At 69.5% G+C, this 15,675-nt stretch carries 15 protein-coding genes and 1 rRNA gene; 8 read left to right on the forward strand and 8 right to left on the reverse strand.

Annotated elements, in window-relative coordinates:
* Window positions 1-38 precede the first annotated feature (38 nt).
* Entirely contained in the window at window positions 39-1,166 is a 1,128-nt protein-coding gene (gene pstS, locus ACFWGJ_RS30475) for a phosphate ABC transporter substrate-binding protein PstS (protein ID WP_387331138.1), read from the reverse strand.
* Between the two features lie 403 nt (window positions 1,167-1,569).
* On the opposite strand from pstS, the gene ACFWGJ_RS30480 reads away from it, so the two are divergent.
* Window positions 1,570-3,171 carry an FAD-binding oxidoreductase gene (locus tag ACFWGJ_RS30480; RefSeq protein WP_387331141.1) on the forward strand — a complete coding sequence of 534 codons (1,602 nt, stop codon included), beginning with the start codon at window positions 1,570-1,572 and terminating at the stop codon, window positions 3,169-3,171.
* Window positions 3,172-3,394: 223 nt separating this feature from the next.
* Here the strand turns inward: ACFWGJ_RS30480 and ACFWGJ_RS30485 are convergent, their stop codons facing one another.
* A complete protein-coding gene (locus ACFWGJ_RS30485; protein WP_387331144.1) occupies window positions 3,395-4,096 on the reverse strand; it encodes a phosphatase PAP2 family protein in 702 nt (233 codons plus the stop codon).
* A 182-nt stretch (window positions 4,097-4,278) separates the two neighbouring features.
* On the reverse strand, window positions 4,279-5,280 hold the full coding sequence (locus tag ACFWGJ_RS30490) for an NlpC/P60 family protein (protein WP_387331165.1): 1,002 nt from the start codon (window positions 5,278-5,280) through the stop codon (window positions 4,279-4,281).
* A 153-nt stretch (window positions 5,281-5,433) separates the two neighbouring features.
* On the opposite strand from ACFWGJ_RS30490, the gene ACFWGJ_RS30495 reads away from it, so the two are divergent.
* Window positions 5,434-5,703 (forward strand): DUF397 domain-containing protein, encoded by a 270-nt coding sequence (locus tag ACFWGJ_RS30495; RefSeq protein ID WP_387331147.1) that lies wholly within the window; start codon window positions 5,434-5,436, stop codon window positions 5,701-5,703.
* A gap of 4 nt (window positions 5,704-5,707) precedes the next feature.
* Here the strand turns inward: ACFWGJ_RS30495 and ACFWGJ_RS30500 are convergent, their stop codons facing one another.
* The 3 genes from ACFWGJ_RS30500 to ACFWGJ_RS30510 form a co-directional block, all read right to left on the reverse strand.
* Window positions 5,708-6,100: a DoxX family protein gene (locus ACFWGJ_RS30500; RefSeq protein WP_381833388.1), complete on the reverse strand. Its 393-nt coding sequence runs from the start codon at window positions 6,098-6,100 to the stop codon at window positions 5,708-5,710.
* Between the two features lie 78 nt (window positions 6,101-6,178).
* Entirely contained in the window at window positions 6,179-6,817 is a 639-nt protein-coding gene (locus ACFWGJ_RS30505; protein ID WP_387331150.1) for an SRPBCC domain-containing protein, read from the reverse strand.
* A gap of 11 nt (window positions 6,818-6,828) precedes the next feature.
* Entirely contained in the window at window positions 6,829-7,176 is a 348-nt protein-coding gene (locus tag ACFWGJ_RS30510) for an ArsR/SmtB family transcription factor (RefSeq protein WP_387331153.1), read from the reverse strand.
* 521 nt (window positions 7,177-7,697) lie between these two features.
* Here ACFWGJ_RS30510 and ACFWGJ_RS30515 point away from each other — a divergent pair.
* From ACFWGJ_RS30515 to ACFWGJ_RS30540, 6 genes are all read left to right on the forward strand, one after another.
* Complete coding sequence (locus ACFWGJ_RS30515) at window positions 7,698-8,006, forward strand: hypothetical protein (protein ID WP_107015212.1); 309 nt, start codon at window positions 7,698-7,700, stop codon at window positions 8,004-8,006.
* A gap of 192 nt (window positions 8,007-8,198) precedes the next feature.
* Window positions 8,199-9,044 carry a hypothetical protein gene (locus ACFWGJ_RS30520; protein WP_387331156.1) on the forward strand — a complete coding sequence of 282 codons (846 nt, stop codon included), beginning with the start codon at window positions 8,199-8,201 and terminating at the stop codon, window positions 9,042-9,044.
* A complete protein-coding gene (locus ACFWGJ_RS30525) occupies window positions 9,034-10,365 on the forward strand; it encodes a hypothetical protein (RefSeq protein WP_387331159.1) in 1,332 nt (443 codons plus the stop codon). The genes ACFWGJ_RS30520 and ACFWGJ_RS30525 overlap by 11 nt, the downstream gene beginning before the upstream one ends.
* 14 nt (window positions 10,366-10,379) lie before the next feature.
* Window positions 10,380-11,930, forward strand: coding sequence for an SCO6880 family protein (locus ACFWGJ_RS30530; RefSeq protein ID WP_387331167.1), 1,551 nt, complete (start codon window positions 10,380-10,382; stop codon window positions 11,928-11,930).
* 6 nt (window positions 11,931-11,936) lie between these two features.
* Window positions 11,937-13,361 carry an ATP-binding protein gene (locus ACFWGJ_RS30535; RefSeq protein WP_210881261.1) on the forward strand — a complete coding sequence of 475 codons (1,425 nt, stop codon included), beginning with the start codon at window positions 11,937-11,939 and terminating at the stop codon, window positions 13,359-13,361.
* A gap of 39 nt (window positions 13,362-13,400) precedes the next feature.
* Window positions 13,401-14,930 (forward strand): type VI secretion protein, encoded by a 1,530-nt coding sequence (locus ACFWGJ_RS30540; protein WP_387331163.1) that lies wholly within the window; start codon window positions 13,401-13,403, stop codon window positions 14,928-14,930.
* Window positions 14,931-14,940: 10 nt separating this feature from the next.
* Here ACFWGJ_RS30540 and ACFWGJ_RS30545 read toward each other — a convergent pair whose 3' ends face one another.
* Window positions 14,941-15,495, reverse strand: coding sequence for a GNAT family N-acetyltransferase (locus ACFWGJ_RS30545; RefSeq protein WP_381833849.1), 555 nt, complete (start codon window positions 15,493-15,495; stop codon window positions 14,941-14,943).
* Window positions 15,496-15,587: 92 nt separating this feature from the next.
* A 5S ribosomal RNA gene (gene rrf, locus ACFWGJ_RS30550) occupies window positions 15,588-15,675 on the reverse strand; the annotation flags it as partial.

The raw sequence follows: 15,675 nt of genomic DNA on the forward strand, positions 1-15,675 counted from the left end.
GTCCGGCCCCTGTTCCGGGGCCGGACCGCGCGCTCAGGTCAGCTCAGGCCCGCGACGGTCGTACGGACCTTCGCGATGATCTCTTCGGGGATCGGGGCGTAGTCGTTCTCGGCCAGGATCTTCTGGCCGTCCTCGCTGGCGATGTAGGTGAGGAACGCCTTCGTGGCGGCCAGGGTGTCGGCCTTGTTGCCCTTGTCGCAGACGATCTCGTACGTGACCAGGGTGATCGGGTAGGCGCCGTCGGCCTTGGTCGCGCGGTTCAGTTCGAGCGCGAGGTCCTTGCCCGTGCCGACGATCTTGGCGTCCGCGATGGCCGTGGTGGCGTTCTCGACGGTGGCCTCGACGGGTTCGCTGGCGCCCGTGTTCAGCTTGGCCGCGGCGATGCCGTCCTTGGCGTACGACAGCTCCATGTAGCTGATGGCGCCGGAGGTCTGCTTTACCTGCTGGGCGACACCGGAGGAGCCGGATGCGGACTGGCCGCCCTTGGCCTGCCAGGCCTTGCCGCCCTCGTACTTCCACTGGTCGGGCGCGGCCGCGATCAGGTACTTGGTGAAGTTGTCCGTGGTGCCGGACTCGTCCGAGCGGTGGAACGCCTGGATCTTGAGGTCGGGCAGCTTCGCGTCGGGGTTCAGCTTCTTGATCGCCGCGTCGTTCCACTTGGTGATCTTGCTGTCGAAGATCTTCGCAAGGGTCTCCGCGTCGAGGACGAGGCCCTCGACACCCGGGACGTTGTAGCCGACCGCGATCGGGCCGCCGACCATCGGCAGGTCGATGCCCTGGCCGTCCGTGCAGACCTTCTTGGAGGCGGTGACCTCTTCGGGCTTCAGCGCGGAGTCGGAGCCGGCGAAGGCGACCTGGCCCTGGGTGAACGCCGTGACACCGGCGCCCGAACCCTCGGACTTGTAGTTGATCTGGACGTCCTTGCAGGCGGTCACGAACTGCTTGACCCACGCGTCGATCGCGTTCTTCTGCGCGGAGGAGCCGTTGGCCAGCAGCTGGCCCTTGGCGTCGTCACACTTGATGGAGCTGTTGGCGGCGGTCGTGCTGCCGTCACTGCTGCCGGTGCCGGTGTCGTCCGAGCCGCACGCCGTCAGCGCAAGGGCGCCGGAGACGGCGACAGCACCGAGGGAAAGGGCGCGAAGCCGGTTCTTGCGCTGAAGCTTCACTTTCGTGAGTTCCTTCCAGAAGCCGCCGTTGCGGCGGCGTGCGATGTCATGGGTCCTGCTGGCTCATCGACCGGCACAGGCGCTCGCTTCCGTCCGCACCACGCACCGGGTAAGGCCGAAATTAGGCAGAACAGGTGAAGCCGCCGATGGCCGTGAGTGAACGGAGGGTGAACCCCTGCCGTCAGTGCGGTGAGGTCACGGAACGCTTACGGGGAGAACACGCAAGGGTTCCGACTAACGGAAGCCCCGCCTTCGCTCGCGCGCCCGCTCCCGCCCGGCCGCCCCCGTCTGGCCGGAACCCGCCGCCTCCCCTTTGCCCACTCATGGGGATTGCCGGTCACCGCCTGTGGAACCCGCCGGGCGGTTGACCCGTCTCGTTCAACGGGAGCAACGGGAGGCGCACATGCAGCGGCGTACGTTCATAGGCGGCACGGCGGCGGTCGCGGTGACAGTGGCGTCGGCGGCATGCAGCGGCAAGGGATCGGGGTCAGGGGCGGCCGGCTCGGCGCGTACGTCCGGCACTCCGGCCAAGGGCACCGGCGCGACCACGACGGCCACACGCACCCCGGCCGGCAGCCCCCCGGCCGGCAGCCCCCCGGCCGCCAACCTGCGGGCGCTCGCCGCGGACCTCGACGGCCCCCTGGTCCGCCCCGGCGACGCCGACTGGGCGGCGGCCCGCCAGCTCTACAACACCCGCTTCGACTCCCTGAAGCCGACGGCGGTCGCGTACGTGGCCGGCCCCGACGACATCCGTACGGTCCTCGCGTACGCCCGCGCCCACGACGTCCGCGTCTCGATCCGCAACGGCGGCCACTCGTACGCCGGCTGGTCCTCCGGGAACGGCCGGCTGATCCTCGACGTGTCGAAGCTGTCCCGGATCCGCGCGTCCGGCGACGAGGCCGTGATCGGCGCGGGCGCCAAACTCATCGACGTCTACCGCGGGCTCGCCGCGAAGGGCGTGACGATCCCGGCGGGCTCCTGCCCGACGGTGGGCGTCTCGGGTCTGGCGCTGGGCGGCGGCCACGGGGTGGTGTCGAGGGCGTACGGCCTGACGTGCGACAGCCTCACGCGGGCGATCCTCATCACGGCGGACGGCAAGCAGCTCACCGCGAGCGCGACCGAGAACAAGGACCTGTTCTGGGCGCTGCGCGGCGCGGGCAACGGCAACTTCGGCGTCGTCACGGAACTCCGCTTCAAGACCCACCCGGCCCCGCAGGGCGTGGCGGCGAACATGTCCTGGCCGTGGTCCAGGGCGGCGGCGGTCCTGACGGCCTGGCAGGAGTGGGGCCCCGACCAGCCGGACGAGATCTGGTCGTCCCTCCACGTGGAGAACGCGGCCGGCGGCACCCCCACGATCTCCATTTCGGCGTTCTCCCTCGGCACCTACGGCGACCTGCAGAACGCGGTGGACCGCCTCGCCGACCGCATCGGCGCCTCCGCCCGCAGCGTCTCCCTCCGGCGCCGCTCCTACGAGGAGGCGATGGAGGTGTACGCGGGCTGCTCGTCCTTCTCCTCCGACGCCCAGTGCCATCTCCCGGGCGGCACACCGGGCCGCTCCTCGCAGGGCGCGCTGGGCCGCGAGACGTACGCGGCCCGCTCGGACTTCTTCGACCGCTCGCTCTCGGCGGCGGGCATCCGGACGCTCCTCTCCGGGATATCCGGGGTCCGGGGCGGCACGGGCAGCATCGCCCTCACCGCCCTGGGGGGCGCGATCAACCGCGTCGACCCCACGGCGACGGCGTTCGTCCACCGCCGCTCGCGGATGCTGGCCCAGTACATCGCGGCGTGGCGCCCCGGCACCTCCGGCAGCACATCGGAGTCCTGGCTGACGGCCACCCACACGGCGATGCGCCCCCACGCCTCAGGCGCGGCCTACCAGAACTACACGGACCCCACGCTGACCAACTGGCGAAAGGCCTACTACGGCCAAGCGGCCCCACACCTAAAGTCCCTGAAATCCCAGTACGACCCCAAGAACTTCTTCACGTTCCCACAGTCGCTATAGCCCCTGAGGGGGCGCGGGGAACGGCGCAGTCGTTTGCCTTTAGGGGCGCGAGGAACTGCGCGACCAGCCCCCACCGGCCCCGCAGAAACCCACGACCGATCCACCCCAGGGGCGCGGGGAACGGCGCAATCCTCTGCCTTCAGGGGGCGCGGGGAACGGCGCAACCAGCCACAACGCACCCGCACCAGACAACGCGCCGAACAGCCCCCGCAGGGAAACCTACCTACGCCGCAAGATCCCGCTCCGCAGGATCAACATCCCGACGAGACCCAGGAATCACTTTCTCCCGCGCCCCGGCGGAGCGATCCGCCCGAACCAACCACCCCACCCGCCCGGACCGCTCAACAGCCTTGACCACAGGCGTCAGCAAAGCGGTCGCAAGCGGCGAGAGCAGCAGCACGACAGCGGTCCCGAGCGCGAACCCGCCGACCACGTCGGTCGGATAGTGCACGCCCATATAAATCCGGCAGAACCCACCGAGCAGCGCAAGCCCTATCCCGACAAGCCCGAACTTCCGATTCGCGACGAACAGCCCGACCCCCATGGCCATCATGAGAGTGGAGTGGTCGCTCACAAACGAATAGTCGCTCTTGCCGCCGATGAGAACTTCAAGCCCTTCGTGGTCCACAAAGGGCCTGGGCCGTTCGACAAATCCCCGTATCGGCACATTCACGAGTACGGCGACCCCGGCGGCCAGCGGCGCCCAGATCAGTGAGGCCACGGAGGCCGCGGCCTCGTCCCCGCCCCGCCGCCGCACGTTCCACCAGCACCACAGCACCAGCAGAACCATGACGAGCAGGAGTCCCCACTCGCCCACGAACTCCATGACGCGGTCGAACCAGTGCGGCGCGTCTTTGGCGAGACCATTGATGTCGTAGAGCAAGTCGACGTCGGGGTTCGATCCGGAGTCGGCGAGTCCAGCCATGGTGCAACGGCTCCTTCATCGTCATCTTTCCGACGCACCCACCGGATGCGTCGCGCCACAACCCCCGTCGTCGGCTACAAGAACAGGAACGCACACTCCCCTTCAATACGTTCCACCCTCCACCGAATGATCACGCAGACGTTATCGAAGAGAGATACATCGCCGCAGCTCAGGGGTGGGTTTCACACAGAGGTGGGCAATGCTTTCGCGCCATCTTCGGTCACCCGCGTCGCCCCGAAGTAATCAGGCGTGTCGATGGCGTCGAAGCGGATCACGGCACCCGTGCGAGGGGCGTTGATCATGTACCCGCCGCCGACGTAGATACCCACGTGCCGGATGGCCCGGGAGTTGGTGAGGTCGTCCGAGAAGAAGACCAGGTCCCCGGGCAGCAGCTCGTCCCGCCCGGGGTGCGGACCGGCGTTGTACTGGTCGTTGGCGACCCGCGGCAGGGTGATGCCCACCGTCTCGTACGCGGCCTTGGTCAGCCCCGAGCAGTCGAAGCGTCCTCCCTGCTCAGGGGTGCCGTTGCCGCCCCAGAGATAGAGCGTGCCGAGCTTCTTCTGCGCGAAGTAGATGGCACCGGCGGCCTGCTGGGAGGGCTGCACGCGGCCGACGGGAGCGGCGAAACTCTCCTGCAGCGTGGTGATCGTCTTCACGTAGTTCTGGGTTTCCCTGTACGGCGGGACGCCCCCGTATTTGATGACGGCGTACGCCCCCGCGTTGTACGCGGCGAGCATGTTCTCCGTCGGGTTCCCGGGCGCGTCCTTGACGTACTTCGCGAGCGTGCAGTCGTACTTCGCGGCCGATGGAATCGCGTCATTCGGATCCCACACGTCGCGGTCGCCGTCACCGTCGCCGTCGATTCCGTGCGTGGCCCAGGTCCCGGGGATGAATTGCGCTATCCCCTGCGCGGCGGCCGGGCTCTTGGCGTCGGGATTGAACCCGCTCTCCTGATACAGCTGCGCGGCGAGAAGTGCCGGATTAATGGCGGTGCACAGATTGCCCCACTTCTGCACGAGCGTCCGGTACGCCGCCGGCACGGACCCCTTGGCGAGCCCGACGGCTCCCTGCCCGACGCCGTTGGCGAGGTTCCCGGCGACCATGTAGACGCCGACCACCAGCACCATGACGAAGCTGAGCCCCGCCCCCACGGCGGCGGTCGCCAAGATCCAGCCCTTACGCACCGTCAACCGCCCCTCGCCGCACGGTAATCCGAACGTCAGTGTAGATGCGGAAACCCCACCGCGGAATGATCACTCGCCACCTCCGGCACGGCGATACGGTTGCCGTCGCAGGCTTCGCCCCCCTCGTCCCCGTACTCGAAGAGAGCCCAGCCCATGTCTGACATCCCCGCGAACCTCACCTGGGAACGCGCCGCCCCGCCGGAGGCGACAGGGCCGGGCCCCTGGATCGAGCTGGCCTTCGGCGACGACGAACTCGTCTACATCCGCGAGACCAGCGACCCGGAGACCGTCGTCACGACCACCCGCAGGAAGTGGGACGCCTTCGTACTGGGCGTACAGGCAGGCGAGTTCGACCACTTCGTGGAGGGAGTGGAAGGGTTCGAGGGAGCCGAGGGCGGTCCAACCCCGGGCAGTCGGCCCTAGGCGGTCAGCCCCGGGCGGCGGGCCCCGCCGGACCACCCCTCGCCACGCCCCGCGCCCACAGCACCAGCGGCACCTGAAGCGGCAGCCGGGCCAGCGCGGCGGCCTTCTGGGGCGCGGGCCGGTGCCGCCAGTCCACGGCCATCTGGACATTCGCGGGGAACACCCCGACGAAGAACGCGGTGGTGGCCAGCGCGGCCACCCGCCGCGTACGCGGCACCGCCACCCCGGCGGCCAGCGCCAGCTCGACGACACCGCTCGCGTACGTCCAGGTCCGCGGCGAACCCGGCAGTACGCGCGGAATGGTCGCGTCGAACTGCCGGGGCACCGCGAAATGGGCGACGGCGGCGGAGGCCAGCAGACCTGCGAGCAACAGGGGCGAGCGGTCCGACCTTGGCACGGTTCCTCCTCCGGGAGCCCACGAAGGGCTGGGCAGCGGTTGCCGTGCGAGGTTACTCGAAAGTAAGTAGCCGGGGTGTCAGGAGGACTCCACCCCCGTGTACGCCGCGGTCGTCCGGTCCGCCCTCCCCCGCGCGACCTCCTCGGCCTCACCGCCGGCGACGGCGGCCTCGTACCACCCCTCGCTGCTCCGCGCGACGAACCGCAGCCCCTCCTCGGTCCCGAACCAGGTCATGGCCTCCTCGGGATCCACGGCCGCGCCGGACGACAGATGGAGGGTCAGCCCGATGAGGGCCATGTCCCAGCCGACACCGACGGCCCCGGGCCCGAACTGCTGCCACTTCTCGTCGTCGTCGGGAGCGATGTGGTCCAGCTCGAAGCGCGTACCGCCGTCCGCCGCGGGGGTCAGCCGCAGTTCGATCCAGCTGACGTTCCCGCCGAACTCCCAGGTCGCGGTGAAGCCCTTCGGCGGATCGCAGCGCTCGACGGTCCCCCCGGCGTTGCCCTCCAGCTGGTACGTGCCGCCGGGACGCAGCTCGCCGGTGACGGGCAGGAACCAGCGCGGGATGCGCTCGGGATCGGTACAGGCCTCCCAGAGGTCCTCGACGGTCGTGTCGTACGTCTGACTGACGGTCACCACGTGGGCCTCACCGGCCTCGATGACCCGGCTGCCGACCTGGCGCCGCACGGCGTTGATCTGATGGCTGACGTCGATCATGCGCTGCTCCTTCACTGGCCGGACCCCTCGCGGAGCCGGCGTTCGCGCTTGCCCCGGGCCACCTCGGTGGACAGGGCGTCGAGGTGGGGTGTCCAGAAGCGCCGGAAACGGTCCAGCCAGGCGTCGATGTCGCGCAGGGGGGCGGTGTCGACGGCGTACAGCCGCCGGGCCCCCTCCGGCCGGACCGTGGCGAAGCCGTTCTCCCGCAGGACCTTGAGGTGCTGGGAGACGCCCGGCTGGGATATCCCGAACTCCTCCCGCACGACCTCGCTCACCGCCCCGGAGCTCATCTCGCCGTCCGCGAGCAGCTCCAGGATCCGTCGGCGAACGGGGTCACCGAGTACGTCGAATGCGTGCACGGCACCAACGTATCACTAAGCGCTTATATAAGCGCTGAGTGATGGAAAGTGCGGTCGCCGCTCCCACCCCGGCGCACCCCGCCGCCCCGTCCGGGATAGCCTGCACCACAACGAATCGGGAGGCGTCTACACGCCAGGAGACGCACGACCCGGAGAACATCGGCACGACGGACCGGCGCACTCGGGACGGAGTCGGGCTCGATGGACGGGCGGAATCGGCCACCATCAGTTGGCGTTCGCGTAAGAGGGGCTAACGACGGAACCACACCACAGGTTCCGCATCTACTTCATTGCCCGGCGTGACCTGCCGTGATACACAGAGTGACGATACGCCTCCTCGTATACCGTCCTGCGCCCCCCTGAAGGGTCCCGCGAGCTCCGGTGACAAGGGATTCGTACGAAACCCGCCAATCAATGACGCCAAGTCGACATGCGACAGCATCATTGTCAGCGACAATAGCCGTGACCTCTGCGCAGAGTGGCAGAGGAGGCAGAACAACCCACTAGGGGCGGTGACTTACATGCTTTTCGCAGCCGAAAAGGGCGACATCAACACGATCATCGGCGGAATCGCTCCGGACTGGGGCCCGTTCGGCACCCTGGGCAACGAAGCCCGCGTGATGATCGAGGTCGTGATGGCGGTCGCCATCCTCCTGTGCCTCGGCATCGCGATCTGGGGAGCGGCGAAACAACGGATCGGCGCGACCGCCCTCCGCGACACCTTCAGCGCGGAACAGGGCAAGGGTCTGATCATCGCGGGTCTCACCGGCGTCTTCATCATCGGTTCACTGGGCACGCTCTTCACCATCGTGTACGGCATGGCCGTCTAGGCGGCGGCCGGCCCGGTGCCCCCGCACCGGCCGGGCCCGTTCGCGTCCCTCCTCTACCCCACCCGTCCGTCGTGCCCACCGGCTGAGGTTGCGTTTCCTGATGTCCAGTCACCACACCGCGCCCACGCGGGAACCAGCGGGGCTACCGTCGTACGACGCGGTTCCGCATGAGGTCGAGGGGGCGTACGCGGCATGAGTCTCGGCGACGAGCACGGAGCGCGCGGCGAGGACGGCGGGTACGGAGGTACCGGCCAGACGCGCACGCGGCTCCCCGACAGTGCCGGTGACGTCTACGGAGGCGCACGACGCGGCAGCCGTTCGTCCTCACGCAGCCTCGTCACGGTGGTGGGCGTGGTGGTCCTCCTGATCGCGGCCATCGCCTTCGCGAACCGCGGCGGCGGGGGTTCCGGCTCGGAGGACGGCGGGGGCGGGGGGAAGGTGGGGGCGGCCCCCACGGCCCCCTCCGGGGAGCGGCCGGTGAAATCGACGGCTGGCGGGATCCCGACCGGGTACGCCCAGGACGACCAGGGGGCACAGAGCGCGGCGGCCAACTACTCGGTGGCCCTGGGGTCGACGGACATGTTCGACGCGGACCGCCGACGCGAGATCGTCAACACGGTGTACGCACCCGATGTCGCAGCGGACCGCCAGGCCGGGCTCGACCAGGCCTACTCCAGCGAAAAGTTCCTGAGCAACATCGGTCTGGGCAAGGACGGCACCGCGCCGAGCGGCCAGACCTTCGTGTCACGCATCATCCCGGTAGGCACGAAGGTCAAGTCCGTGACCTCAGCAAACGCCTCCGTCCAGGTCTGGTACACCTCGCTCTTCGGTCTCTCGGGAGACGGCTCCACGAACCCCGTGTCCGAGAGTTGGTACACGACGACGTACGAACTGAAATGGGTCGACGGTGACTGGAAGGTCACGGACTTCCAGCAGAAGGACGGGCCGGTGCCCGTCGGGCGCGACCAGACCGCGTCCACGGCCGACGACATGACCAAGGCCGTCGAGGAGTACGGAGGGTTCACCTATGCCCGTTAGTCGTCGCGTACTCACGATCGCCGGGGCCGTGACGGCCGTGCAGACCACGGCGGTCCTGGCGGCCACCCATGCCTTCGCCGCGCCCACACCCACACCCAGCCCCGAGGGCAGCAACGACCCCTGCGACCTCATCCGCGGCCCCGCCAAGGACTACTGCGAACGCGGCAGCAACCGCCGCAGCGGCCCCTCCCTCGACGACCCCACCACCGCCCTGGACCCCCTCGCCTCCCTCGCCAAGGGCTGCGCGAAGGCCGCCTCCTGGACCATCGACAAGCTCAGTGACGCCGTCCAGAACACGGCGACGGTCGACTTCACGAACCCCACGTTCCTCCAGCAGTACGCGGTCGTCTTCGCCGCGTCGACCATCCTCACCCTCCTCCTGTGGCTGCTCGCGGTCGCCAAGCGCGCCGTGCGGGGCGTCCCCCTCAGCACGGCCATCGGCGAAGCCATCGGCTTCCTCTGGCTGACGGTGCTGGCCTCCGCCTTCACCCCGCTCGTCCTGTACACCGTCGTCTCCGCGACGGACGGCATCGCCGAGGTCCTCGCCAAGACGACCGGCAACCAGACCGACACGTTCTTCGGCAACTTCTCCGGCGCCCTGAACAAGGGCACCGACATCGGCGGCGGCCCGATCATGCTGATCGTGGTCTCCCTCGTGTCGATCCTCGCCGCCGGCGTCCTCTGGCTCGAACTGGTGATCCGCGCCGCCCTCCTCTACGTGGGCGCGCTCCTCGGCACGGTCGTCTACGCCGGCCTCGTCGACAAGAACCTCTGGGGCCACGTCCGCCGCTGGGCCGGCATCATGATCGCCGTCATCCTGGTGAAACCGGTCATCGTGATCGTGCTGGGCCTCGCCGGAGCCCTCTCCGCCGAGGACGGCCCGGACTCCTTCTCCGCCGTCGTCTCCGGCCTCGCCATCATCCTGCTCGCCATCTTCGCCAGCGCGATGATCTACCGCTTCGTCCCCGGCTTCGGCGACGAGATCGCGGGCAGCCGCAACAACCGCATCATGCAGGGCGCCGAGGGCAAGGCCGCGGCAGCCATCAGCTCGCCCGCCCACCTCGTCGCCCAGGGCATCAAGACCCACAGCACCCGGGCCGACAACAACGGCGGCGGCAACAGCGGCGGCGCCCGCCCCTCCAACCCCGTCTCCGGCGGCGTCGCGGCCCACAGCTCACGCGGCTCCTCGGGCGGCGGCGGATCGGTCCCCTCCGCGCCCCCGCCCCGCTCCAGCCCGATCAACACCCCCCACGCCGGGAACAACCGGAACAACAGCAACGGCAACAGCAGCAACAACCGCACGGGAGGTGAAGGGCGTTGACGACTGAATCCCAGATGGCCCATGTGTCCCATCCGGTCACGCCCCGCCGTACATATCTGATCGGCCGCGCCCGGCCGAGCGCGATCGTCGGCCGCAACCGCGAGTCCGGCGAGATCGGGCTCATCATCGCGGGCGCGTTCCTCGGCATGATGTGCGGCTTGATCGTCCCCGTGCTCTCCCTGCGCATCGTGCTGCTCATGGGCTTCCCGATGCTCGCGCTGGCCGCGGTCTACGTCCCGTACAAGCGGCGGACCTTCTACAAGTGGTTCGAGATCAACCGCAGCTACAAGCGCGGCCTGCGCCGCGGCACCGCCTACCGCAGCGACGTCATGGAGTCGGGCACCCGCACCGACGGCCGCGAGGTCGAGATCGGCCCGCCCCCGGGCATCGGCCGCATCTCCTGGCTCGCGGCGCCCTTCGGCCCGGACGAGATCGCCGTCCTGCTGCACGCCGACCGCAAGACCGTCACCGCCGCCATCGAGATCGAGGGCCCCGGCGTCGGCCTGCGGGACAGCGAGGACCAGGAAGCCCTCGTCGACCGCTTCGGCACCCTCCTCAAGCACGTCGCCAACGGGGACGGCTTCGTCACCCGCATCCAGATGCTCGCCCGCACCCTGCCCGCCGACCCGGACGCCCACGCCAAGGACGTCTCCGTACGCGGCGACGACCGGGCACCCGGCTGGCTGCAGGAGTCGTACGAGCAGCTCTCGTCCATGGTGTCGACCAGCAGCGAACAGCACCGCGCCTACCTCGTCGCCTGCATGCACTACTCGCGCGAACTGGCCGCCGAGGGCCACGCGATGGCCCGCGCCGCCCGTCCCAAGGGCGGCAAGAAGCTCGACAGGGACTCCGGACTCGCCGTCGTCATGGCCCGCGAGCTCACCGACATCTGCTCCCGCCTCCAGGAGGCCGACATCCGGGTGCGCCAGCCGCTCGGGCAGGGTCGGCTCTCCTCCCTCGTCCATTCGATGTACGACCCGGACCACCCCATCGACCACATCCAGGCCATGACCAAGCGCAACGCCTGGCCGGCCGAGCTGGACGCCATGGAGCCGACCTACCTCCAGGCCAAGACCCGCGAGTCCTCCACCCGCGCCCCCTGGTGCCACTCCACGGCCTGGGTGAAGGAGTGGCCGATGACCCCGGTGGGCGTCAACTTCCTCGCCCCGCTGCTCGTCCACACCCCCGACGTCATCCGCACGGTCGCCGTCACCATGGACCTCGAACCCACCGAGGTCGCCATCGAGCGGATGCTGACCGAGAAGACGAACGACGACGCCGAGGCCAGCCGCCAGGCCAAGATGAACCGCACCGTCGACCCGCGTGACGTCGCCTCCCACAACCGCGTCGACCAGCGCGGCCAGGACCTCGCGAGCGGCGCCGCCGGAGTCAACCTCGTCGGCTACATCACCGTCTCCTCCCGCAACCCCGAGGCACTCGCCCGCGACAAGCGGACGATAAGGGCCTCGGCCGGCAAGTCGTACCTCAAGCTCGAATGGTGCGACCGCGAGCACCACCGCGCCTTCGTCAACACACTCCCGTTCGCGACCGGCATCCGGAGGTAGGGCTTCATGCGGGACCCGCTGTCCGTCCTCACGGAAAGTTTCACGTCCTTCCTCTTCGGCAAGGTCGAGACGACCCGCCCGCCGGTGCGCACCTCCACCGGCCAGGCCCAGGCCGTCTACCTGCCGACCGCGGCCCCCGGCCTCGGCGACTCCGGCGTCATCATCGGCCGCGAGGTCTACTCCGGGAAGGGCTACATCTACGACCCCTTCCAGCTGTACGGACAGCAGCTCCCGGCGCCGCACTGGCTGGTCCTCGGCGAGTCCGGCAACGGCAAGTCGGCGCTGGAGAAGACGTACGTCATGCGGCAGCTGCGGTTCAAGGACCGCCAGGTCGTCGTCCTCGACGCACAGGGCGAGGACGGGGTGGGCGAGTGGAACCTCATCGCCCAGGAGCTGGGACTGACCCCCATCCGCCTGGACCCGACCGCCGCCCTGGACATGGGGATCCGCCTCAACCCGCTCGACCCGGCGATCACGACGACCGGCCAGCTCGCGCTGCTCCGGACGATCATCGAGGTCGCGATGGGCCACGGCCTGGACGAGCGATCCGGCTTCGCGCTGAAGGTCGCGCACGCCTACGTCAACGAGACGATCATCGACCGCCAGCCCGTTCTGACGGACATCGTCGAGCAACTGCGCCACCCCGAACCGGAGTCGGCGGAGGCGATGAACGTCGCCATAGACGACGTACGCGCCTGGGGCCTCGACGTCGCCCTGGTCATCGACCGCCTGGTCGACGGTGACCTGCGGGGCATGTTCGACGGCCCGACGACCGTCGGCATCGACCTGGACGCCCCGCTCATCGTCTTCGACCTGTCCCACATCGACCGCAACTCCATCGCCATGCCCATCCTCATGGCGATCGTCGGCGTGTGGCTGGAGCACACCTGGATCCGTCCCGACCGGAAGAAGCGCATCTTCCTCGTCGAGGAGGCCTGGCACATCATCAACAGCCCGTTCGTGGCCCAGCTCTTCCAGCGCCTGCTGAAGTTCGGCCGCCGCCTCGGGCTGTCCTTCGTGGCCGTCGTCCACCATCTGTCCGACGTCGTGGACGGAGCCGCCGCCAAGGAGGCCGCGGCGATCCTCAAGATGGCCTCGACCCGGACGATCTACGCCCAGAAGGCCGACGAGGCCAGAATGACGGGCCGCGTCCTCGGTCTGCCCCGCTGGGCGGTCGAGATCATCCCCTCCCTCACGCCCGGCATCGCCGTGTGGGACGTCAACGGCAACGTCCAGGTCGTCAAACACCTGATCTCCGAGACCGAGCGCCCCCTCGTCTTCACCGACCGCGCGATGACGGAGTCGTCGGCCGACCACCTCGCGGACGACGCCCTGCGCGCCGCCGAGCTGGAGGCCGAGGAACGGGCCGCGGCGTTCATGGAGCACCACCTCAGCGACCTCGACGACTCGTCCGAGTCCACGGTGGCGTAGGTCCACAGCGGCATGAGTGGCGTATAGGAGCGACCCGAGATGAGACCGGACGATCGCGACCGCTCCCACGGCGGCGGTCAAGGAGGCGTCCCCGACGGCCTGCTGCTCGGCATCCTGGCCTTCGTCCTCGGCATGACCGTCATGGTCTGGACGGCGACCGGCCTCGCCGGCCTCTTCTCCCACGGCTCCTGGCCGTCCGGGGTCACCTTCCGCCGTACGCCCCTGGCCATACGCCAACTCGTCGAGGCCCCCCACGACCTGCCGACCGCGTGGCCGGACACCCCACCCGGCCAGCTCTCCGGATACGGGCTCTTCTGGGGCCTGTTCATCGGCCAGCTGATGGTCCTCGTCGTCCTCACGGTGTTCGTCCTGGGCACGGTGGCGAGGTGGCGGGCGGGCAGGGCGAGACGCAGGGCACTGGCCGCGGCACCGGAAGCGGATCTGCTGACGAAGGACGAGCCGCGCGAGATCCCCCGCAGCCGGGGGGCGGACCGGCCGGAGGTGACGCGCCCGCCGGTCGAGCACATCGGGGCACCGAAGGCGCGGGCGGCGGAGCCGCCGCTGGAATCGGTTCCTGCTTCGCTTCCTGCGGAGACCGCCGAACGGGCGGGTGGGTGGGAAAGTTCCGCTCCGCGGGGACCCGTGGTGCTGGGCCCGCCGGAGACCCGCCATCCCCTCGCCGTCCAGGCGATCCGGGACGCGGACGGCCCCGCCCTCGTCATCACCTCCGACCCCGCGCTGTGGTCGAGCACGAAGGACGCCCGCGCGAAACTGGGCCCCGTCCTCCTCTACGACCCCTCCCACCTCTGTGACACCCCGGCCCGCCTCCACTGGTCCCCCTCGGCGGGCTGCGAGACCAAGGACACGGCGAAGGCCCGAGCGGCGGCGCTCCTCGCCCCGGTCCGCCCCACGGCCAGGATGGACCAGGCGGTCGCCGACACCGCGGAAACCCTCCTGCGCAGCTACCTCCACGCGGCGGCGGTCGACGGCCGCACCATCCGCCACGTCCACCGCTGGGCCCAGGGCGCCCAAGTACAGGAAGCCGTACGCATCCTCCGTACGAACCCCAAGTCGGCGGCGGGCTCCGCGGGCGAACTCGAAGCGGCCCTCACCTCGCACCCGGAACGCCGAGACATCGCCCAGGAGTTGACGGCCCGAGCGCTCTCCGCCCTGTTCACCGTCAACGTCCGGGAAGCCTGCACTCCAAACCGAACCGACACACTCACCTTGGATTCCTTCGTCAACGAAGGGGGCACGCTTTATGTGGTCGGTGAACCCATCGAGGACCCGAGGTCGAACCCCGGCGCCATGCCGCTCCTGACGGCCCTCGCATCAAGCGTGGTCGAGCGCGGCCGGCGCATGGCCGAACGGTCATCCTCCGGTCGCCTCGACCCACCACTGACCCTCGTCCTGGACGACGTGGCCGCGGTGGCCCCGCTCCCTCAGCTCCCGGATCTGCTCGCCGCTGCCGACGGCACGGCCCCGGACCGGGGCCTGCCGACCCTGGCCCTCCTGCGCTCCCAGGAACAGGCCCGCTCCCGTTGGCCCCACCAGAACCTCCCGGTGTGACCGACGGCGTCTAGGGCCGCTCGTACAGGAACTCCAGTTCCCGCGCGTCCGCGTCCCCGGGTACCGGAACGCTCTCTCCTGTGGGTACGAACCCGAACTTCCGGTAGAAGGCCTGAGCCCGTCCGTTCGCCTCATGCACGAACAACCGCGTCCGCTGCAAGCCGGCGTCCTCCCAGGCCCACCGCAGCGCCTGGGTGAACAGCCGCTCGGTGAGCCCGCTCCCCCGCACCTCGGGCCGTACGTACACCCCCACCAGATGCCCCTGCCGTACGGGGCTCACGGCCCCCAGCGCCCCGACGGCCCCGGCCTCCTCGACCAGCACGACCACACACCCGACCCACTGCCCACCGGGCCCCTCGGCGACGAGCTGCTGCCGTTCACGCACCCCTTGCGCGGCTCCGGCGGCCCGCTCCTGCCAGAAACTGTCGGGCCGCTTCACGGCGACCTCGTACGTATCCAGAAAAGCCAGATGGGCCACCGGGTCCTGAAGAGCGGCCAGCGCGAGCTCCTTCACCGCGGGCCACTCGTCGCTGCCTATCGAACGGATCGCGTACTCAGGATTCATGAGGGTCACGCTAACGAAACCGGGGGCACCTATATACGCCGGAACGCAAAAAAGCCCCCGCACCGAAGTGCGGGGGCTTTCTCGGAATATTTGTTCGGCGGCGTCCTACTCTCCCACAGGGTCCCCCCTGCAGTACCATCGGCGCTGTAAGGCTTAGCTTCCGGGTTCGGAATGTAACCG

Origin of the sequence: Streptomyces sp. NPDC060205 (assembly GCF_042728395.1) — a bacterium.
Taxonomy (GTDB): Bacteria; Actinomycetota; Actinomycetes; order Streptomycetales; family Streptomycetaceae; genus Streptomyces.